18 protein-coding genes are annotated in these 21,331 nt (G+C 64.0%); 13 read left to right on the top strand and 5 right to left on the bottom strand.

From position 1 onward, the window contains the following. The first annotated feature begins 37 nt into the window (after positions 1 to 37). Positions 38 to 1,513, top strand: a complete 1,476-nt coding sequence (locus AB8B20_RS26590; RefSeq protein ID WP_439074024.1) for an EAL domain-containing protein — start codon at positions 38 to 40, stop codon at positions 1,511 to 1,513. A gap of 15 nt (positions 1,514 to 1,528) precedes the next feature. Next, on the top strand, positions 1,529 to 2,383 hold the full coding sequence (locus AB8B20_RS26585) for a TIGR01459 family HAD-type hydrolase (protein ID WP_439074025.1): 855 nt from the start codon (positions 1,529 to 1,531) through the stop codon (positions 2,381 to 2,383). A gap of 1,130 nt (positions 2,384 to 3,513) precedes the next feature. Here AB8B20_RS26585 and AB8B20_RS26580 read toward each other — a convergent pair. Next, positions 3,514 to 3,909 (bottom strand): response regulator, encoded by a 396-nt coding sequence (locus AB8B20_RS26580; protein ID WP_089263591.1) that lies wholly within the window; start codon positions 3,907 to 3,909, stop codon positions 3,514 to 3,516. A 260-nt stretch (positions 3,910 to 4,169) separates the two neighbouring features. Here AB8B20_RS26580 and AB8B20_RS26575 point away from each other — a divergent pair, with 260 nt between their 5' ends. The 8 genes from AB8B20_RS26575 (at position 4,170) to AB8B20_RS26540 (ending at position 13,985) form a co-directional block, all read left to right on the top strand. Then, the gene (locus AB8B20_RS26575) at positions 4,170 to 5,141 is read left to right on the top strand and encodes a bifunctional riboflavin kinase/FAD synthetase (RefSeq protein ID WP_439074026.1); all 972 of its coding nucleotides are present in this window, start codon (positions 4,170 to 4,172) and stop codon (positions 5,139 to 5,141) included. Beyond that, positions 5,138 to 5,698 carry a sugar O-acetyltransferase gene (locus AB8B20_RS26570; protein WP_093759350.1) on the top strand — a complete coding sequence of 187 codons (561 nt, stop codon included), beginning with the start codon at positions 5,138 to 5,140 and terminating at the stop codon, positions 5,696 to 5,698. Before AB8B20_RS26575 ends, AB8B20_RS26570 begins: the two co-directional genes overlap by 4 nt. Positions 5,699 to 5,877: 179 nt before the next feature. Next, positions 5,878 to 8,874, top strand: a complete 2,997-nt coding sequence (ileS, locus tag AB8B20_RS26565; RefSeq protein WP_439074027.1) for an isoleucine--tRNA ligase — start codon at positions 5,878 to 5,880, stop codon at positions 8,872 to 8,874. Then, complete coding sequence (gene lspA / locus AB8B20_RS26560) at positions 8,847 to 9,368, top strand: signal peptidase II (RefSeq protein WP_439074028.1); 522 nt, start codon at positions 8,847 to 8,849, stop codon at positions 9,366 to 9,368. The genes ileS and lspA overlap by 28 nt, the downstream gene beginning before the upstream one ends. A gap of 100 nt (positions 9,369 to 9,468) precedes the next feature. Beyond that, positions 9,469 to 10,182 carry a hypothetical protein gene (locus tag AB8B20_RS26555; protein WP_439074029.1) on the top strand — a complete coding sequence of 238 codons (714 nt, stop codon included), beginning with the start codon at positions 9,469 to 9,471 and terminating at the stop codon, positions 10,180 to 10,182. Positions 10,183 to 10,311: 129 nt separating this feature from the next. After that, positions 10,312 to 11,709 carry a M16 family metallopeptidase gene (locus AB8B20_RS26550; RefSeq protein WP_439074030.1) on the top strand — a complete coding sequence of 466 codons (1,398 nt, stop codon included), beginning with the start codon at positions 10,312 to 10,314 and terminating at the stop codon, positions 11,707 to 11,709. A 2-nt stretch (positions 11,710 to 11,711) separates the two neighbouring features. Continuing rightward, positions 11,712 to 13,073 carry a M16 family metallopeptidase gene (locus AB8B20_RS26545; RefSeq protein ID WP_439074078.1) on the top strand — a complete coding sequence of 454 codons (1,362 nt, stop codon included), beginning with the start codon at positions 11,712 to 11,714 and terminating at the stop codon, positions 13,071 to 13,073. A gap of 9 nt (positions 13,074 to 13,082) precedes the next feature. Then, complete coding sequence (locus AB8B20_RS26540; RefSeq protein ID WP_439074031.1) at positions 13,083 to 13,985, top strand: ketopantoate reductase family protein; 903 nt, start codon at positions 13,083 to 13,085, stop codon at positions 13,983 to 13,985. Here AB8B20_RS26540 and AB8B20_RS26535 read toward each other — a convergent pair. Beyond that, on the bottom strand, positions 13,982 to 14,665 hold the full coding sequence (locus tag AB8B20_RS26535) for an ROK family protein (RefSeq protein WP_439074032.1): 684 nt from the start codon (positions 14,663 to 14,665) through the stop codon (positions 13,982 to 13,984). The two genes, AB8B20_RS26540 and AB8B20_RS26535, sit on opposite strands and share 4 nt — an antisense overlap. A 155-nt stretch (positions 14,666 to 14,820) precedes the next feature. On the opposite strand from AB8B20_RS26535, the gene arfB reads away from it, so the two are divergent. The 3 genes from arfB to mutL all read left to right on the top strand — a co-directional run bounded on the left by arfB (position 14,821) and on the right by mutL (position 17,671). Then, complete coding sequence (gene arfB / locus AB8B20_RS26530) at positions 14,821 to 15,237, top strand: alternative ribosome rescue aminoacyl-tRNA hydrolase ArfB (RefSeq protein WP_089263593.1); 417 nt, start codon at positions 14,821 to 14,823, stop codon at positions 15,235 to 15,237. A gap of 48 nt (positions 15,238 to 15,285) precedes the next feature. Further along, a complete protein-coding gene (locus AB8B20_RS26525; protein ID WP_439074033.1) occupies positions 15,286 to 15,681 on the top strand; it encodes a VOC family protein in 396 nt (131 codons plus the stop codon). A 169-nt stretch (positions 15,682 to 15,850) separates the two neighbouring features. Beyond that, positions 15,851 to 17,671, top strand: coding sequence for a DNA mismatch repair endonuclease MutL (gene mutL / locus AB8B20_RS26520; RefSeq protein WP_439074034.1), 1,821 nt, complete (start codon positions 15,851 to 15,853; stop codon positions 17,669 to 17,671). Positions 17,672 to 17,781: 110 nt separating this feature from the next. On the opposite strand, the gene AB8B20_RS26515 is transcribed toward mutL, so the two are convergent. The 3 genes from AB8B20_RS26515 to AB8B20_RS26505 form a co-directional block, all read right to left on the bottom strand. Beyond that, entirely contained in the window at positions 17,782 to 18,171 is a 390-nt protein-coding gene (locus AB8B20_RS26515) for a VOC family protein (protein WP_089261869.1), read from the bottom strand. 23 nt (positions 18,172 to 18,194) lie between these two features. Beyond that, positions 18,195 to 18,749: a 16S rRNA (guanine(966)-N(2))-methyltransferase RsmD gene (gene rsmD, locus AB8B20_RS26510; protein ID WP_309947204.1), complete on the bottom strand. Its 555-nt coding sequence runs from the start codon at positions 18,747 to 18,749 to the stop codon at positions 18,195 to 18,197. Between the two features lie 197 nt (positions 18,750 to 18,946). Next, positions 18,947 to 21,262 (bottom strand): pseudouridine synthase, encoded by a 2,316-nt coding sequence (locus AB8B20_RS26505; protein WP_439072942.1) that lies wholly within the window; start codon positions 21,260 to 21,262, stop codon positions 18,947 to 18,949. Positions 21,263 to 21,331: the final 69 nt, after the last annotated feature.

The following is a 21,331-nucleotide window of genomic DNA, read 5'->3' as shown; positions in this document are numbered from 1 at the left end:
CGTGCAGGAGTTTGGATTTGAGGATGTTGCGCGCGTTATGATCCGCATCTCCACGATTTTTGTCGGCATTTGCATGGTGCTGGTCTCAGCCTCGCTTGGCTTGGTGCTGTATGCGATCGCCGGCATCAGCGGCTACGAATCGGCCATCGTCGCACTGACTGCGCTGACCGTGATGATCCTCTACAACGCGGTGTCGATGCGCATCAAAGACCGCGCCGAATCCACTGGCCAGATCACCGATCTGTCGCGCGGCACCGCCGATCTTGCCCGGCAGGTCGCCGAATTCGGCCGCCGCCTCGCCGTGGTCGAGAGCAAGATCGCATCCGCCGGCACAGCCAATCAGGACCGTATCCAGACCGTCGCTGGAGAGATCGGCGAATTGGGTGCGCTGGTGAAGCAACTCGCCACATCGGTTGCCACCCACGAAGACATGCTGACAGCGATGCCTGCACCCATGACCGCGTCTGCCGCCATCGCGCCGCCATCGCCACCGGTCAAACCCGTGACCGCTGCCGATGTGCCGCTTGCCGTCGAAGTCGCCGAGGACACCGTGACACCGACGGCACCTGCGATCATCGTCAAGCCGGAGGCAGCGCCAGCGCGCGACAATGCGCAGTTCACCGCCATGGTGAAGAGTGCCATCGCCGACAATCGTATCGACATCTATCTGCAGCCGATGGTCACGCTGCCGCAGCGCAAGGTGCGCTTCTACGAGGCGATGACCCGGCTGCGCGACGACAAGGATCAGGTGATCACGGCCGACGAGTTCATCGGTCCCGCAGAAGCCGCGGGCCTGATGGGCCAGATCGATCACATCGTGCTGCTGCGCTGCATGCAGGTGCTGCGCCGCCTGATGGTGCGCAACAAGGATGTCGGCGTGTTCTGCAACATGGCTGGCGCGACCCTGTCGAATGCCGAGACCTTTGCGCAATGCATCGACTTCCTCGAAGCCAACCGCGCGCTGGCGCCGTCCTTCGTGCTGGAATTCAAGCAGAACGTGTTCCGCAATCTCGGCCCGATCGAGAGCGAGCATCTCGCCGCCCTCGCCCAGCGCGGCTACCGCTTCTCCATCGATCACGTCACGGATTTGCGGATCGAGCCGCGCGACCTCGCCGATCGCGGCGTGCGCTTTATCAAGGTACCGGCAGCACTCCTGCTCGACCCCAAGCAGACGTCGAATTCCGACATTCATCCCGCCGATCTCTCCGACCTGCTCGGCCGGTTCGGAATCGACCTGATCGCCGAGCGAATCGAGGGCGAACGGGCCGTGGTCGACCTGCTCGACTTCGACGTCCGGTTCGGGCAAGGCTTCCTGTTCGCGGCGCCCCGCCCGCTCCGGCCGGAAACGCCGGCCAATGGCGGTGCGCCAAATCCCTCCGCCAAGGACCCCGCAAAGGCGCCCACCGACCCCAATGGCCTAGCGAGATCCGCCCCAACCACGCCTGCGCGGCCTGAGCCGCCGCGTACCACCGGCAATGCCGCGCTGGCGCGCCGCGCCACCGGCCCGAACTGAACGGCCCTCAATCCAATGACCACACTACGTTTCGCCGAGCGCTTGCGCGACCTCACCGGACATGTCGACGTCGTCCTCAGCGACATCTGGGGCGTCGTCCATAACGGCCTCGAATCTTTCCCCGAAGCCTGCGAGGCGTTGCATACGTTTCGCGCCAAGGGCGGCACGGTGATCATGATCACCAATGCGCCGCGCCCCGCCGACTCCGTGCAGCGGCAGCTCCGCAAGCTCGGCGTCGCTGACGACACCTATGACGCCATCGTCTCGTCCGGCGACCTCACGCGCAATTTCGTCGCGGGCCGGCCGGGTCAGGCGATGTATCTGATCGGGCCGGACCGCGACAGTTCGATCCATCGCGGCCTCGATGTGAAGCTCACCCAGCTCGAACAGGCCGACTACATCGTCTGCAGCGGATTGTTCGACGACGAGACCGAATCCGCCGACGACTATAGCGACATGATGCAACAAGCGCTGGCGCGCAAGCTGACGCTCGTATGCGCCAATCCCGACATCATCGTCGAGCGCGGCGACCGCTTGATCTACTGCGCCGGCGCGGTCGCTGAACTCTATCGCGAGATGGGCGGCGAGGTGATCTTCTACGGCAAGCCGCATCGGCCGATCTACGATCAGGCCATGGCGCTGGCCAAGGCGAAGCGCGGCAAGGACACGGCGCTGGATCGCGTGCTGGCGATCGGCGATTCCGTGCGCACCGATCTCGCCGGCGCGCACGCCTATGGCATCGACCTGCTGTTCGTCACCCGCGGCATCCATGCGGGCGATTTCGAAGGCATCGAACAGATGGGCGCCTCGGAAGTGAAGGAACTGTTCGGCCATCCACCGAAGGCGCTGATGCGTGAATTGAAGTGGTGATCTGAAACATAGAATGGGATGACGCTCTCGGTCGTCATGGCCGGATGGCGCGAAGCGAGCTTCGCAATAATCCCAGGCTTCTCCCCACGTCATGGCCGGGCTTGACCCGGCCATCCACCTTGTCTTGTGCGACGGTGTGCGGGCCAAGCTGGATCCCCGGGTCAAGCCCGGGGATGACACCGTGGGTGCGGCGCCTCCATCGCAGATTCAAATTTCAAACAGCCACTGCTCTTCAGACATGCGTCATCGCCCCCATTGTTTGCGGCGCGGGGGCGCCGTCGTGGCTTGCATTCCCGCCCCCTGTGAGAGGGCGTGCGGAACGCCGGGTGCCCGTTGCACCCTTGGGCCTGATGCGAATGCGGTCTTCCGCAGGTTAGTGTGCATCAGGACTTTCGGAGGCGCCGAGCGATTGCCCGGCGTTCCGCATGCGGTGTTTTTTCGGTTGCTTGCACATCTGCCATGGCGAACGGTCCCATCACCAAAATTAATGTCCCAGGGCGGAGGGACAGGGTAGCCTCAAGCGACTGGGCCGAACGCGTTTCGATTTGGTCGTCCGTCACGCTGTCCAGGGCTCTTTCCATCCGAAGGTCGGCCGTCTCCTTGCCAGTGGCAGTGCTGGCGCAGATCCGTCCTGCCCGAAGACAGACGTTCCCCCATGAACCGCGTGACGCCGCATCTCCGGCGTCCACCGCATCCCACCCCGCGAACGTGACGATCGCGATCGCCCCTCTCGGTGGGGCAGGACGAAGGGGAATGTAAACCTGATAGGGATGTTGTCAACGGAAGATAGGAAAAAATGTTTGACGTCTTCCAGCTCCACGCTCGTCATTCCGGGGCGCGAGGAGGCGCCGAAGGCGGCGTATCGCGAACCCGGAATCCCGACATGTTCAGCGCAAAACACTCTGAGATTCCGGGTTCGCACTTCAGCGGCTCTGCCGCTTACGTGCGCCCCGGAATGACGAGTGTGGATCGAGATTCCCCGCCACTCGAATTGGAGTGGCTGAAGTTCGCCTGCGCGTGACGTCGTCGCATTCCGACGCCCCAGAATGACAGGGGGAGCCAAAATGCAAAATGCCCGGCACAAGGCCGGGCATTGCGAAATTCGAAAGCTCTGAGCGAAGCTGCGCGGCTTACGCCGGCACGGTGTCCGGGAACACGGCTTCGATCTTGGTCTTCAGCGTCGCCGCGTTGAACGGCTTGACGATGTAGTTGTTCACGCCGGCCTTCTTGGCGGCAATCACGTTCTCGGTCTTGGATTCTGCCGTGATCATGATGAACGGGGTCTGCGACAGGTTCGGGTCGGCGCGGACTTCCTTGAGCAGGTCGTAGCCCGTCATCGGCTCCATGTTCCAGTCGGAAATCACCAGGCCATACTTCTTGGTACGCATCTTTTCCAGCGCCATCGAACCATCGCTGGCATCGTCGATGTGTTCGAAACCAAGCTGCTTCAGAAGATTGCGAATGATGCGGATCATGGTGTTGTAATCGTCCACCACCAGCACCGTCATCGACAAATCAACCGCCATCTTCATTCCCCCTGAGGCACGATACGCAAATGCAAAAAATGATATTTGCCGTCAGGCAAACCGTTCCAACCGGGATTGGCGAGTATTGCTGTCCGCGGCCCGGAGCCAGAATTAGCAGGGTGGGTTAAATTTCCAGTTAACCGCCCCATGGCGCGAAATTCGTCAAATTCGAGAAGAAAGCCGATTTTACCTTCGCTTGACTTCGACGTGGTGGGCGCGCCACGGTCCCTCACCCGCCAAAACCACCAACGAATCCAATCATGACGACTGCTTTCAGCGTGATCCGCGACACAACGCCCGCCAATGCCATCCCGCGCGGATGCGTCGTGGCAATGGGTAATTTCGACGGCGTCCATCTCGGCCACCGCGCCGTCATCGGTGCTGCGTTACGCATGGCGGAACTGCATAAAACAAGCGCTTTGGCGGTGACCTTCGAGCCGCATCCGCGCAGTTTCTTCAGCCCGAACACGCCGCAGTTCCGACTCTCCGACGAAGCCGCCAAGCTGCGCCTGCTGGCGGGAACCGGCCTCGCCGGCGCCGTCGTGATGACCTTCGACAAGGGACGCGCCAGCACCACGGCGCAAGACTTCATTCACCACGATCTCATTGAGCGTCTCGGCATCAGCGGCATCGCCGTCGGCTACGACTTTCATTTCGGCAAAGGCCGCGTCGGTTCGCCCAGCCTGCTGGCCAACGAAGCGCCGCGCCTCGGCATCGAGGTCGACATCCAGCCGCATGTCGATATCGATGAGCGCCCGGTGTCTTCGACGGCCATCCGCATGGCCTTGGCTGAGGGCCAGGTGACCGAGGCCACGGAGATGCTGAACGGGCCGTGGTTCATCACCGGCGAAGTGATCCACGGCAAAAAGCTCGGCCGCGACCTTGGCTATCCCACCGCCAATATCCGCCTGAATAACAATTGCGGCCTCAAGCACGGCATCTACGCCGTGCGGGTCGGCCGCGGAAACGAGCACTTCGACGGCGTTGCATCCTTTGGCCGCCGCCCGACCTTCGATAACGGCGCGCCTTTGCTCGAAGTCTTCCTGTTCGACTTCAAGGGCGACCTTTACGGCCAGGCACTGGACGTCGCCTTCATTGCCTTCATCCGCGATGAAATGAAATTCGAGGGCATCGAACCCCTGATCCGCCAGATGGACGACGACAGCGCCAAAGCGCGGGCCGCGCTGGCGGCCGCGCCGGATGCATTTCCGAAACTGGGAGACATCGACTGACCAGGACCGAAAAGCAGAAAATGCTGGCGGGCGAACTCTATCGCCCTGGCAGCCCCGAACTGGTCGCCGACGAGAAGGCCAACAAGGCCTGGCTCGCGAAATACAACGCGCAGCTGGACCGGCCCGTGGCCGAACGACGGACGTTGCTCGCCGAGCATTTCGGCAAGGTCGGCGCCGACTGCGTGATCCGGCCGCCGTTCTTCTGCGACTACGGCTACAACATCCATCTCGGCGACAACGTTTTCCTGAATTTCAACTGTGTGATCCTGGACATCGTCGCGGTCTCCATCGGCGACCGGACGCAAATCGGCCCGGCCGTGCAGATCTACGCCGCCGACCATCCCCGCGACGCCGAGACCCGCCGCAACGGACTGGAATTCGGCCGGCCGGTCAAAATCGGCGCCGATGTCTGGATCGGCGGCGGGGCCATTATCGTGCCCGGCGTCACCATCGGTGACGGCGCCGTGATCGGCGCCGGCAGTGTCGTGACCCGGGACGTTCCGGACGGCGCCACCGTGGCAGGCAATCCAGCCCGGGTGATTGGCAAACGGGGCTAATCCGACCCTTTGCGATCGTCTCCCCGGCTGCTATTGAGTGCCGGATGTCTGCACGGCGCCCCATCATAAGCATTATCGGCCCGGCTTCCGCCTGAGCTTCGCTCGGCGCAAGACCGGGACCGTCCAGTTTCATCGCGTTTTCACGCGTTTCAGCGCCATTCGAGCAAGCCAGAGCCATTATGTCCGACAAGCCCGCCAAATCTGATACCCACGACTATTCCAAGACCCTCTATTTGCCGCAGACCGAATTTCCGATGCGCGCCGGTCTGCCGACCAGCGAGCCGAAAATGCTGGCGCGCTGGAACGAGATCGACCTCTACGGCAAGCTGCGCGAGACCGCCAAGGGCAAGCCGAAATTCGTGCTGCATGACGGCCCGCCCTACGCCAATGGCAACATCCATATCGGGCATGCGCTCAACAAGATCCTGAAGGACGTGGTGACCAAGAGCCAGCAGATGCTGGGCTTCGACAGCAACTACGTGCCGGGCTGGGACTGTCACGGCCTGCCGATCGAGTGGAAGATCGAGGAAGAGAACTACCGCTCCAAGGGCAAGGTCAAGCCGAACTTCAAGGACGGCGCGGCGATGATCGCGTTCCGCCAGGAATGCCGTGCCTATGCCAACAAGTGGCTCGACATCCAGCGCGAGGAATTCAAGCGACTCGGCATCATCGGCGACTGGGCCGGCCGCTACGCCACCATGGACTATTTCGCCGAAGCGCAGATCGCCCGCGAGCTGATGAAGTTCGCGGCCAATGGCACGCTGTATCGCGGATCGAAGCCTGTGATGTGGAGCGTGGTCGAGAAGACCGCGCTGGCCGAAGCGGAAGTCGAATATGAGGACTACACGTCGGACGCGGTGTGGGTGAAATTCCCCGTGGCCGCCGAATTCGGCCGGCTCGCCAAGGCCGCGGTGGTGATCTGGACCACCACGCCATGGACGCTGCCGGCCAATCGCGCCATCTCGTTCTCCAGCAAGATCTCTTACGGCCTCTATGAGGTCACCGAGGCGCCGGAGGATAACTGGCTGAAGACCGGCGACCTGCTGATCCTCGCCGATGCGCTGGCCGAGAGCGTGTTCAAGCAGGCGCGCGTGACGTCCTGGAAGAAGAGCAGCGAGCTGTCCTCCGACATCCTCGAGGATCTCGAATGCCGTCATCCGCTCAAGGGTCTCGCCGGCGGCTATGACTTCATCGTGCCGCTGCTCGACGGCGATCACGTCACCGACGATACCGGCACCGGCTTCGTGCATACCGCACCAAGCCACGGCCGCGACGACTTCGATATCTGGACGTCGAATGGCCGCCAGCTCACCGAGCGCGGCATCGCGACCACGATCCCCTACACGGTTGATGAGAACGGTGCGCTGACCGAACAGGCACCGGGCTTCGCCGGCACCCGCGTAATCAACGACAAGGGCGAGAAGGGCGACGCCAACGAAGCCGTCATCAAGGCGCTGGTCGAGCGGGGCATGTTGGTGGCGCGCTCACGCCTCAAGCATCAGTACCCGCATTCGTGGCGCTCCAAGAAGCCTGTGATCTATCGCAACACGCCGCAATGGTTCATCGCGATGGACAAGGACATTGTAGACGATGGCGCGGCGAAGTCCGGCGACACGCTGCGTCACCGTGCCCTCGAAGCCATCAAGGTCACGCAATGGGTGCCGGCCACCGGCCAGAACCGCATCAACGGCATGATCAACACCAAGCCCGACTGGGTGATCTCGCGCCAGCGCGCCTGGGGCGTGCCGATCGCGGTATTCGTGCGCGAGAAAGGCGACGGCTCCGCAGAGATCCTGCAGGACGAGGCCGTCAACAAGCGCATTTCCGACGCCTTCGAGAAGGAAGGCGCCGACGCCTGGTATGCCGAAGGCGCGCGTGAACATTTCCTCGGCTCGCTTGCCAATGAGGAGTGGAAGAAAGTCGACGACATCTGCGACGTCTGGTTCGACTCAGGCTCCACACACGCCTTCGTGCTCGAAGACCCCGTGCACTTCCCCGGCCTTGCCGGCATCAAGCGCAAGGTAGAGGGCGGCGCGGACACCGTCATGTATCTGGAAGGCTCCGACCAGCACCGCGGCTGGTTCCAGTCGTCACTGCTGGAGAGCAGCGGCACCCGCGGCCGCGCGCCCTTCGACGTCGTGCTGACCCACGGCTTCACGCTCGACGAGAACGGCCGCAAGATGTCGAAATCGATCGGCAACACCATCGAGCCGCAGAAGATCATCAAGGACTCCGGCGCCGACATCCTGCGCCTGTGGGTCTGCGCCACCGATTATGCCGACGACCAGCGCATCGGCCCGGAGATCATCAAGAACACCATCGAGACCTATCGCAAGCTGCGCAACAGCGTGCGCTGGATGCTCGGCAGCCTCGCGCATTTCCACGACGAGGATCGCATCAAGGCCGACGATATGCCGGAGCTCGAGCGGCTGATGCTGCATCGTCTCGCCGAAGTCGACGGTGTCGTGCGGCAGGCCTATGCCGATTTCGACTACAAGACGGTGGTGGCCACACTCGCCGCCTTCATGAACACCGAACTGTCGGCCTTCTACTTCGACATCCGCAAGGACACGCTGTATTGCGATGCGCCGTCGTCGGTAACACGCAAGGCGTCGCTGACCGTGATCGATTACCTGTTCCGTTCGATCGTGACCTGGTTCGCACCCATTCTGAGCTTCACCGCCGAAGAAGCATGGCTGTCGCGCTATGGCAGCAGCTCCGTGTCGGTGCATCTCGAAACTTTCCAGAAGACGCTGCCGGCATGGCGTAACGAGGCGCTCGCCGCGAAGTGGGACACCATCCGCAATGTCCGCCGCGTCGTCACCGGCGCGCTGGAAGTGGAACGTGCTGCCAAGAACATCGGCTCGTCGCTTGAGGCCTCGCCGCTGATCCATGTCACCGACAAGGCGATCTTCGCCATTCTGGCCGACGTCGATCTTGCGGAGATCTGCATCACCTCGAATGCGATGCTGACCAATGCCGAAGCGCCCGCAGACGCCTTCGCGCTGAACGACGTGCCCGGCGTAGCCGTTGTGGTCGAAAAGGCTGTCGGCACCAAATGTGCGCGGTCGTGGAAGATCCTGCCGACGGTCGGTGAGGACAAGGAGTATCCCGACGTCACCCCGCGCGATGCGCAGGCGCTGCGGGAATGGAAGGCGCTGGGAGTGGCTGTTTGAAACCAGCCGTCCGCTCCGGGCTGATCGCAGCCATCGCCGTCCTGATCATCGATCAGGCGACGAAGCTGTGGCTGCTCTATGGCTTCGATCTCGGCCATCGCGGCCTGGTCAGGATCACGCCGTTCTTCGATCTCGTCCTGGCCTGGAATACCGGCATCAGCTACGGCTGGTTCTCCGATTCCGGCCCCACCGGTCAGGTCGTGCTGGTGGCCATCAAGGCGATCGCGGTGGTGGCGCTGGCCGTCTGGATGGCGAAATCCGAGACCAGACTGGCCACGATCGGGCTGGGACTGATCATCGGGGGCGCGATCGGCAATGCCATCGACCGGTTCGCCTATGGCGCGGTGGTCGATTTCGCCCTGCTGCACGTCGAAATATCAGGCAAGACCTACAACTGGTACGTGTTTAACCTTGCCGATGTCGCCATTGTTGCCGGTGTAGCGGCCCTGCTGTATGACTCTTTCTTCACGGTACCCGCCGCAAAAGCGCCCTGATCCCAGCCGATACGCAAGGCCGAGGGCGATACCAGCGGAACCGCACCAGGATTCTTCGGATTCTTGCCGATCCGCCAGATATTTGAACAGGATGAACACGATGCGCGAGACCGAAACCGGTTGGGCTCTGCACACTTCATCGGGCGCCTGGATGCGCGCCCTGCGCCTCACCGCCGTTGCCCTCAGCGTCGGTCTCGTGATGTCCGCAGGCGCCGCACGTGCCCAGGATACCGAGGAAGAAGACCAGCCGTTCGAGCAGAAGGTCATCAAGCAGATCATGACCGGTCTCGGCGGCACCAATATGGAAAACACCGGGATCGACTACCGTGAGCGCTCGCCGCTGGTGGTCCCGCCGAAGATCGACCTGCCGCCACCGGATGCCAAGGGCCCCGCGCCTGTCGCCAACTGGCCGAAGGATCCGGATGTACAGCAGCGCCGCGCAGCCGCCGCCAACGCCAAGACCGGACGTCCGGAAGAAGTGCTGGAAGCCGCGCGTCCGTTGACCCCGCGCGAGATGGCGCCGAAGCGCGCACGTGGCGCCTCGTCCGCCGTGGACAATTCCTCACCAGGCGATCCGAACAAGAACATCGTGCTGAGCCCGAAGCAGCTCGGCTATGAGGGTGGCCTGTTCAAGAACATGTTCGGCAGCAACAAGGGTGAGACCGCCGAATTCAAGGGCGAGCCGACACGCGAGTCGCTGACCCAGCCGCCGGCCGGTTACCAGACGCCTGCCTCGGGCTATGCCTATGGCACCGGGCCGAAGGAAACCATGAAGAACGATTACAACATCAACCCGATGACGGGTAAGTTCTGATCGCAGCGCTCCCTTTGCGCCGCCATTCCAAAGACGTCCTTTCACTGCGATCAGCCTGCACGCGCGGATGTGTCCCGCGCGATGGCTTGGTCACGCCTTTCCCCATGCTTTGGAGCTATTAGCCCCGCCATGACCCCTTCATTCCGACTTGCCGCACGATCCGTCGCAGTCGTCGCTTTGCTGCTGGCTCCCGCCCTCGCCATATCGGGCGCCCGCGCACAGACGGTGACGGCGAAACCGCCAACCACGTTCAAGCTCGATAACGGCATGCAGGTCGTGGTGATCGAGGATCACCGCACGCCCGTCGTGACGCAGATGATCTGGTATAAGGTCGGCTCGGCCGACGAGACGCCGGGCAAGTCAGGCTTGGCGCATTTCCTCGAACATCTGATGTTCAAGGGCACCGCGAAACATCCGGTCGGTGAGTTCTCGCAGACCGTGCAGCGCGTCGGCGGTGAGGAGAACGCTTTCACCTCGACCGACTACACCGGCTACTACCAGCGCATCAGCAAGGACCAGCTCGGCAAGATGATGGAATTCGAGGCCGATCGCATGACCGGCCTCGTGCTGAAGGACGAGAACGTGCTGCCCGAGCGCGACGTCGTGCTGGAAGAATACAACATGCGCGTCGCCAACAGCCCGGATGCAAGGCTGTCCGAGCAGATCATGGCCGCGCTCTATCTCAACCATCCCTATGGCCGCCCGATCATTGGCTGGCATCAGGAGATCGAGAAGCTCGACCGCGAGGATGCGCTCGCCTTCTACAAGCGCTTCTACGCCCCCAACAATGCGACGCTGATCATCGCGGGCGATGTCGACCCGCAGGAGATCCGCCCGATGGTGGAGCGCACCTATGGCGTGGTCCCGGCGCAGCCGGCGATCCCCGAACGCCGCATGCGCCCACAGGAGCCAACGCCCGCCGCGCCGCGCACGGTGACGCTCGCCGATCCGCGTGTCGAACAGACAAGCCTGCGCCGCTACTATCTGGTGCCGTCGGCCACCACCGCTGCGGCCGGCGAGAGCCAGGCGCTCGATGTACTCGGCCAGTTGATCGGCGGCGGCGCGAACTCATATCTCTACCGCGCCCTCGTCATCGACAAGCAGCTCGCGATCAATGCCGGTGCCAGCTACCAGGGCACGGCACTCGACAGCGCACAGTTCATGATCTCGGCCTCGCCGAAGCCCGGCACCGAATTCGCCGATATCGAAAAGACCATCGACGCCGTGATCGCCGACCTCGCGACCAACCCGGTGCCGGCTGCCGACCTGGAACGCGTCAAGACGCAGCTCGTCGCCGAAGCCACCTATGCGCAGGACAGCCAGGCCTCGCTGGCACGCTGGTACGGCGCGGCACTCACCACGGGCCTCAGCGTCGAGGACATCCGTAGCTGGCCCGACCGCATCAAGGCGGTTACCGCCGAGCAGGTGCGCGCAGCCGCACAGACCTGGCTCGACAAGAAGCGCTCGGTCACCGGCTATCTGATCAAGGATACATCTGCGCCGAAGCGCGAGGAGAAGCGGTCGTGAGCATCATCTTCAACGCCGGCCGCCTCGGTATTGCCGTCGCCACTGCCTTCTCACTCGTCACCCTGACGGTGACGCCATCTTTCGCCGCCGCCAAGGTGCAGCGGCTCGTGACGCCAGGCGGCATCGAAGCCTGGTTCGTGCAGGATGCAACCGTTCCCCTGATCGCCATGGAATATGCGTTCGGTGGCGGTGCGGCGCAGGATCCGAAGGATAAATCCGGCACTGCGAACATGGTGGCCAGCCTGATGGACGAAGGCGCGGGCGATCTCGATTCCACGACCTTCCGCGATCGCATGGAACGCCGCGCCATCGAGCTCAACTTCAACGCCCAGCGCGATTACCTGCGTGGCTCGCTGCGCATGCTGAAAGAGCATCGTGACGAGGCGTTCGACCTCGCCCGCCTCGCTTTGACGTCGCCACGCTTCGATGCCCCCGATGTCGAGCGCATCCGCGCGCAGATCCTGTCCGGCCTGCGCCGCGAAACCTCGAACCCGAATTCGCTGGCGACGCGCAAGTTTCTGCAGGTGGCATTCGGCGACCATCCCTATAGCCGGCCGGCCAATGGCAGCCTGACCGACGTGCCGACCATCAATGTCGATGACATCAGGGCCTACAAGCAACGCATCGTCGCCAAGGACACGCTGAAGATTGCGGTGGTCGGCGACGTCGATCCCGACACGCTCGCGACATTGCTGGACAAGACCTTCGGTAGCCTGCCCGCCAAGGCCACGCTGACGCCGATCCCGGAAGTCACAGCGGCTAAGCCGCCGCAGAAGGAATCCGTGACGCTGGACGTGCCGCAGACGGTCATCACCTTCGGCAGCCCCGGCGTCAAACGCGACGATCCGAACTTCATGGCTGCCTATATCGTCAATCACATCCTCGGCGGCGGCACGCTGTCGTCGCGGCTGTATCACGAAGTGCGCGAGAAGCGCGGCCTGGTCTATTCCGTCAGTGGCTCGCTGCTGTGGATGCAGCATTCCGGCATCTATATCGGCAGCACCGCGACTCGCGCCGACCGCGCCACCGAGACGGTCGATACCGTGACCAGCGAAGTGAAACGCATGGCCGAGCAGGGTCCGACCCAGCGCGAGCTGGATGAGGCCAAATCCTATCTCAAGGGTTCGCAGATGCTGGCGCTCGACACCTCGTCGAAACTGGCCGGCGCGCTGCTGCAATACCAGCTCGACAGACTGCCGATCGATTACATCGAGAAGCGCAATGCCGTGGTCGATGCCGTGACGCTGGACCAGGCCAAGGCTGCAGCCAAGAAGCTGTGGGCGGATGGCCTGCTGACCGTCGTCGTCGGACGCGCGCCGCAGGCGGCCGCAGCGCCGGTGGCCCCGGCGCCGAAGGCCAACTGAGGCGCCGCCATGCGGATCGCGGTGATCGGTGCCGGCGCGGTCGGCTGCTACTACGGCGCCAAGCTGCTGCGCGCCGGCCATGACGTGACATTGGTCGGACGCCAGATCCATGTCGATGCGATCAATGCGCACGGCCTTCGGTTCGAGAGCGCCGAGTTCGACGGTTTCATTCCAGCGAAGGCGGTGACGCAGAGCACCGATCTCGCGCCGCCGGACCTCGTTCTGTTCGCCGTGAAGTCCGGCGATACGGACAGCTCGGCAACAGCGCTGAAGCCTGTGCTCAAGCCCAACTCCATCGTGCTGAGCCTGCAGAACGGCGTCGACAATCCCGAGCGCCTGCGCGCCATCCTCAGCCAGCCGGTGATCGTTGCAGCCGTCTATGTGGCCGCCGAGATGCCGGGGGCCGGTCATGTGAAGCACAATGGCCGCGGCGAGTTGATCATCGGCGCATCGCCCGAGAGCGAAAGGCTGGCGAAGCTGCTGTCCGACGCCGGCGTGCCGACCACCGTCGCCGGCGACATCGACGCGGTGCAGTGGTCGAAGCTCATCAACAACTGCGCCTATAACGCGCTCTCCGCGGTGGCCGGCATCGCCTATGGCGAGATGTTCAAGGTCCAGGGCGTGCCTGACATCGTCACCAATGCCGTCGTGGAATGCATGGCGGTGGCGCGCGCTTGCGGCGTGTCGCTGCCCGCCGACCTCCTGGACAAGACCCTCGCCCTCGCCGCCAGCATGCCGCTTCAGCAATCGTCGACATCGCAGGATCTCGCGCGTGGCAAGCCATCGGAAATCGACTTCCTCAACGGCTTCATTGTCCGCAAGGGCCTGGAGCATGGGATTCCGACGCCGACGAACCATGCGCTGCAGGTCATGGTGAAGCTGGTCGAACGCAGCGGATCGCGGCGGTCCTAGCGGCGCTTCACTGGCTTCGGTGGATCCCAGAGCCGGAAGCCGCCTTTGAACGCATTCGCGTTGTCGCCGCGCCGGGTCTTGTGCGGGAGTTTGTCGAGCATCTCCACATTGCCACCGCCGAGCACCGTATAGTCGGGCTCCAGCGCAGCCGTCAGATCAGCAACGACATCAGCCACGCGCTGCCGCCACTTCTTCTTGCCCATCCGCTTCAGGCCGGCTGCGCCGACATAATCCTCGAATGTCTTGTGACGATAGGGCAGATGACCGAGCTCCATCGGCTCGGACAGACCATCGATGATCATGGCCGCACCCAGTCCGGTGCCGAGGCCGAGAAACAGCATCCGGCCGCCATCATAGCTGCCGACCGCTTGCATCATGGCGTCGTTCACAAGCTTCGTGGGCTTGCGGAATGCCCGTTCGAAATCGAAACCCTTCCAGCCCGTGCCGAGATTGTGTGGCTCCTTGAGCGGACGATTGCCGGCCACCGGGCCGGGATAGCCGGCTGAGACGACGTCATAGCGCCAGTCTTTGGTCAGCGCCTTGACCTTGCGCACCATTTCCTTCGCGGACAGGTCCGGACCGGATTCGAATTCGCGTTTGATCCCTTCACGGCTGGTCATCACCTTCACATGGGTACCGCCGATATCGATGGTGAGAATATTGCGGGGGGTCTTGGTCATGAGACGTCCGGATTGACTGATGGTGCAACGATAAGCCTCGGCAGGGCGCCAGTTCCAGCATTACCGCTATGTCCCGGGCATATCTTTGCGATCTGCGATCAAGCGCACGGGGGCACCAAGCAAAACGCGGTATCCTGTGCTACGGAGACAGAATGCTGCTCCGGATCACCCGCTCCATCGCCATCGACGAAGACGATATCGATATCGTCTTCGTCCGCGCGTCCGGACCCGGCGGGCAGAACGTCAACAAGGTCTCCACCGCCGCGCAATTGCGCTTCGACAGCCGCAAGCTGGCGCTGCCGGAGGATACCGCAATCCGGCTTCGCACCCTCGCCGGCCAGCGCATGACCAAGGACGGCGTGATCGTGATCCACGCCCAGCGCTTCCGGACCCAGGAGCGCAACAAGGCCGACGCGATCGAACGGCTGGTGGAACTGATGCAGGAAGCCGCTTTCCGGCAGGCGCCGCGGCGGGCCACCAAACCGACGCTCGGCTCGAAGATGCGCCGCCTCGACGGCAAGAAGCGCCGCAGCGACGTCAAGGCAGGCCGCGGCGGCCGCTTCGACGACTGAGCGGCGCCCCACACAACAAGCCAGACCACTTTTTCCAGGAATTTCCCGATGGCCAAACCCGTTCATTCGATGATCCGCGTGCTCGACGAAGTGCGCTCATTGGACTTCTACAAGCGCGCCTTTGGCCTCGAGATTGCCGAGCGCATCGCATTTCCTGACTTTGCGCTGATCTATCTGCGCCATCCCTCCTCGCCCTTCGAGCTCGAACTGACGGTGAATTTCGATCGAACCGAGCCCTATGTGCTGGGCGACGGTTACGGCCATCTCGCCGTCGTCGTGGACGACGTGGCCGCGGAACATGCCCGCTTCGAGCGCGAGACGCTCGCGCCCGGGCCGTTGCGCGATTTCAAGCATGAGGGCCGCACGCTGGCGCAGTTCTTTTTCGCCACCGACCCCGACCGCTACAAGATCGAGGTGATCCAGAAGGGCGGCCGATTCGCTTAAAGCGTTTTCGAGCGAAGTGGATACCGGTTCGCGTCAAGAAAACGCGTCGAAACAAAAAGCCAGAACCGGGGAAAAGCGGGTTGCGGCGGGGACATCAGGCGCCCGGGGCCATAGAATGGCGCTTCAGGTTCCCTACATAATCCCGACCCATCACCACGCCCCGAGATCCATGCCCGTTCGCCAGCTCCCAGAAACCATCGTCAACCGCATCGCCGCCGGCGAGGTGGTGGAGCGGCCGGCCAGCGTGGTGAAGGAACTGGTGGAGAATGCCATCGATGCCGGCGCCTCCAGGGTCGAGATTTTCACCGATGGCGGCGGACGGCGAAAGATCGCCATCACTGATGACGGCGGCGGCATGACCCATGCCGATCTCACGCTTGCAGTCGACCGCCACGCCACCTCGAAGCTCGACGACGAGGATCTGCTGCAGATCCGCACGCTTGGCTTTCGCGGCGAGGCGCTGCCCTCCATCGGCTCGGTGGCGCGGCTGAGCATCACCACACGCCACGCAAGCGAACCACATGCCTGGTCGCGCACCGTTGATGGCGGCGAGAAATCGCCGATCGCCCCCGCCGCGCTGTCGCAGGGCACCCGCGTCGAGGTCAGCGATCTGTTCTACGCGACCCCTGCCCGGCTGAAATTTCTCAAGACCGACCGCACCGAAGCCGAAGCGATCCGCGAAGTCGTGCGCCGCCTCGCAATGGCACGGCCGGATATCGCCTTCACCATGGCCGGCGAAGAACGCGCGCCGGTGACATGGGCGGCGGCCCTGCCCGGGCCGGCCGGACAGTTGACGCGGCTTGGCGACATTCTCGGGCCTGAGTTTCGTCTCAGTGCCATTGAAGTGCGCAGCGAGCGCGAAGGCGTGGTAGTTGAAGGTTTTGCTGCGGCGCCATCGCTGACCCGCGCCAATGCGCTTGGACAATATCTGTTCGTCAATGGCCGTCCGGTCCGCGACAAGCTGATCATCGGTGCGGTGCGCGCAGCCTATTCCGATTATCTGCCCCGCGACCGCCATCCGATCGTCGCGCTGTTCGTCACGCTCGATCCGCAGGAGGTCGATGCCAATGTGCATCCGGCCAAGACCGAGGTGCGTTTCCGCAATGCCGGGCTGGTGCGCGGGCTGATCGTGCATGCTTTGAAAGAAGGCCTGGCCCGCGAAGGACGCCGCACCGCGGCCAATAGCGACGGCGCCGTGCTGGACTCGTTCCGCCCCAACTTCGCTCCGAATTTTGCGCCGCGTCCAAATGCGAACTGGGACTGGCAGCGCTCGCCGGCCTATCCGGTCAATCCAATGCCGGGCTTCGATGGTTCGGCGGCGTTTTCCGAACGCAGCCAGGCGGCCTTCGATGTCGGCACGCCATCAGCCGATGTGCGTTTCGAAGACGCACCGCGGACCGACCTGGTCGACCGGCCGCTCGGCGCCGCGCGTGCGCAGGTGCATGAGAACTACATCATCGCACAGACCCGCGACGGCATGATCGTGGTCGATCAGCATGCCGCGCATGAACGTATCGTCTATGAGCGACTGAAGGCATCGCTGGCTGCCAATGGCGTGCAGCGGCAGATCCTGTTGATCCCCGAGATCGTCGAACTCGACGAGGCCATCGTGGAGAAACTGTTCGACCGCGCCGAAGAACTCGCGAGCTATGGTCTCGCCATCGACAGTTTCGGCCCCGGCGCCATTGCCGTGCGCGAGACGCCGTCGCTGCTCGGCAAGACCAATGCCGCGTCGCTGCTGCGCGATCTTGCCGAACACATGGCCGAATGGGACGAAGCCCTGCCGCTGGAGCGGCGGCTGCTGCATGTGGCGGCGACCATGGCCTGCCACGGCTCGGTGCGCTCAGGCCGCCGCCTGCGGCCCGAGGAAATGAACGCGCTGCTGCGCGAGATGGAAGACACGCCGAATTCCGGCCAGTGCAATCACGGCCGGCCGACTTATGTCGAGCTGAAGCTCAGCGATATCGAGAAGCTGTTCGGGCGACGATAGACCCTCAGCCGTCATTGCGAGCGCAGCGAAGCAATCCAGAGCCGCAAGCGAAGACTGGATTGCCGCGTCGCTTCGCTCCTCGCAATGACGTGGACGGGCTGGTGCTCGACTCACGTATATTTCGGATCGCGCTCGAGCAGCTCGATCGACACGCCCTGCGGGGCGCGGATGAAGCAGATGCGCAGGCCGGGCTTGAGCGTATGCGGCTCCTTGGTGAACTCCACGCCCTTGGCCTTCAGCGACGCAGCCACCGCATCGATGTCCTTCACCTTCAGGCCGAAATGGTCGAGGCCCTGATAGGGCGTGACCGGCGGCGGGTTGACGCCCATCTCCGGCGTCACGGGGGCGAGGAAGATCATGCCGCCGCCAAGCCTGATATCGATGCGGCCAGGGGCACGCAGGATCTCGGCGCCGAGCATATCGGCAAACCACTGCGCGGTCGCTTCGGTGTCCGGCGTGCGGATATGGACGTGATCCCAAGTGTATTCGATTGCAGACATCGGCGGCTCCTTTTGAAGTCTTTTTACACAGATCGCAGAAACGTAAACTCGGTATCGTCATAGGCGCGGCGCTCGAGTTCTTCGAACCCTTCCGGCACCGCAAAGCCAGCATCCTTCGCCTCTTCCACCACCAGCAAAGCGCCCGGCGTCAGCCAGCCACCATCGCGCAGCGAGGCCAGCGCCTTTTCGGCAAGCTTCATGCGATAGGGCGGATCGAGGAACACCAGCGAGAACGGTTCGACCGGATGGGCGGGGCCGAGATCGGCGGCGTCGCGGCGATACACTTTGGTGACGCCGCCGAGACCGAGCGCCTCGACATTGTTGCGGAGCAGTGCGCGCGCCTCGGACCCGTTATCGACGAACAGCGTGAATTTGGCGCCGCGCGACACGGCCTCGATGCCGAGCGCACCAGTGCCGGCAAACAGATCGAGCACGCGGGCGTCCTCGATCGGACTTTCGTAAGCGTGGATCAGGATGTTGAACAACGACTCGCGCAGTCGATCCGCCGTGGGACGGATCGCCTGCGTCGTGGGCGACGCGATGTTGCGGCCCTTCAGCCGGCCACCGACGACACGCATCAGATGCCTCGCAATGAATACTGCGCCGCTGCCGCGGGCGCTGTGAACTCCCCTCCCCCTTGCGGGGAGGGGTCGGGGGTGGGGGTGCCCCACGGTAAGGCCTTCGCTCGCGGCCCCCCCTCCCCGACCCTCCCCCGCAAGGGGGGAGGGAGCACAACTGCCGTCGCGATGTACATCGTATTTCTCTTTGACTTCTCTTACGCGTCCCGCGGCTTCAGATCGCGCTTGCCGTGATAGCCGCGCTTCGGCTTCTTCGGCGGGCCACCGAAGGTGGCCGCGTCCTCGTTGCGGGCACGCGACTCTTCCGAGCCGGCGCGCTGCACGAGAATGCGACGGCCCTTGCGGTCTTCCACCGTCGAGCGCTTCAGAACCGGCTTCTTCACGATCACCGGATCGAGCGACACATCGCCCTTGCTCGGCAGCTGGCGACCGAAATCGGCGCCGGAGGCCTCCGCGATCTTCTCGCCGAGCTGCTCGCGCAGCACGCGGGTCTTCACCTCGTCGACCTGGCCTTCCTCGATCTCGCCGAGCTGGAAAGGACCGTAGGAAATGCGGATCAGCCGGTTCACCTCGAGACCGAGATGCGCCAGCACGTTACGTACTTCGCGGTTCTTGCCTTCACGGATCGCGAACACGATCCAGACATTGGCGCTCTTGTCGCGCTCCAGCGTCGCATCGATCGAGCCATATTTGACGCCGTCGACCTCGATGCCGTTCTTGAGCTCATTGAGCTGTGCCTGCGTGACTTCGCCATGCGCACGCACGCGATAGCGGCGCAGCCAGCCGGTCTCCGGCAGTTCGAGCGTCCGCGCGAGGCCGCCGTCATTGGTCAGCAGCAGCAGGCCTTCGGTGTTGAAATCGAGCCGGCCGATGGAGATCAGGCGCGGCAGACCTTCGGGCAGATGATCGAACACCGTCGGCCGTCCCTCGGGATCGGCGTGGGTCGTCATCAGGCCGCGCGGCTTGTGATACAGGAACAAGCGCGTGCGCTCCGGCGCCGGCAACGGCTTGCCGTCGACGGTGATCACGTCGTTGGTGCTGACGTCCAGCGCCGGCGAGTTGATGACGCGGCCATTGACGGCGACGCGGCCCTGCGTGACCCATTCCTCGGCATCGCGGCGCGAGCACAGGCCCGCGCGCGACACGACCTTGGCGATACGCTCGCCGGCCTTCTTGGCCGCGGGGACGCGCGCCGGGCGGCGCTGCTCGGGATCGCGTTCGCGATATTCACCACGACCACCAAATGCAGGACGCTTGGCGAAAATCCTGCTGTCGTCCTCGTTCTCGCGACGCGGACGCTCATCACCGTCGCGAGCCTCGCTGCGACCATGCTCCTGCCAGTCGGTGCGGCCACGCGGCTCGCGCGGGCGATCGAAGCTCGGGCGATCTTCACGCGGACGCGAGAAACGCGGACGCTCACTGTCGCTACGCTCCGGCCGGTCGTCGCGCGAACGCTCGAATTTCGGCCTGTCGAATTTCGGCCGATCGAAATTGCGCGCGCCATCGCGCGGCGGACGCGCGCTGCGGCTGCCGCGATCATCCGATCCGCCTTCGCGCTTCTGCCAGGGCTTCTGCTCGCTGCGATCAGGGCCACGCTCGAAATCACGCCCCCCGCGATCGTTGCGATCGCCAAAGCTCTTGCGCGGGCCGCCGCGATCCGGCGCACCACGGGAGAATTTCTTGTCGCCGCCGAACTTCTTCTCGGCGCTGAAAGGCCGGTCGCCACGCGGACGATCTCCGTCACGCGACGGGCGCGGGCTGAACGGACGATCGCCTTGCGGACGATCACTGCGATCACGCTGTGGGCGATCGTTGCGATCGCCTTGCGGGCGATCAAAGCGCGGACGCGGACGATCACCATCGCCGCCGCGGAAACCTTCGCCGCGCGGCGTATAGGGGCGCTTCTCACCGCCGCCATCGCGCGGCGCGTAGGGCTTCCGCTCGCCGAACTTCTTGTCGGAGAAGCGGCCGGCCGGACGCGCATCGCCGCGGTCGCCACGCGGGGCGCGGTCATCCCTGTTGAAATTCGGACGGTCGCCGCGCGGTGCCTCTCCGCGCGGGCTGTAGGGACGCTTGTCGCCGCCACCGGCGCCGGCGCGCGGTGAATAGGGACGCTTCTCGCGGTCACCGAAATCCTTACGCGGCCCACGGTCTGGACGATCACCGCCACCGCTGCGCGCGGGACGGTCATCGCGGTTGAAGCGGGCCGGACGCGCATCGTCACGATCGCGTCGCGGCGCATCGCCGTAGTCGCGGCGCGGCGCACGGTCGTCATCGCGCTTGCCGGCGTAAGGCTTGGCGCCAAAAGATTTGCCGCCAGAAGGCTTGCCACCGAAAGATCGCTTCTCACCGCCGCCAGCACCGGGCGGCTTCGGGGTGTATGTGCCGTCGCGCTTGGCGAATTTCTTGTCGGGTCCGCGTGCGGCGCCGGAGCGGCCCTTGCCGGCTCCGCCTTTGCCACCGGGTGGCCGGCCGCGCGAGGGGCCGTTGTTTTTGTCGTTGTCGCGGGGCATGAAGGGTCTCACTGCAGCGGAAGCTGAATTGGGTTGAGCGGTGCGGACAGGGTTCGCGGGCCGAAAATG

It is taken from the genome of Tardiphaga sp. 866_E4_N1_4 (genome assembly GCF_052076075.1).
GTDB classification, from domain to species: Bacteria; Pseudomonadota; Alphaproteobacteria; order Rhizobiales; family Xanthobacteraceae; genus Tardiphaga; species Tardiphaga robiniae.
This window is presented reverse-complemented; position numbering and strand designations above follow the sequence as displayed.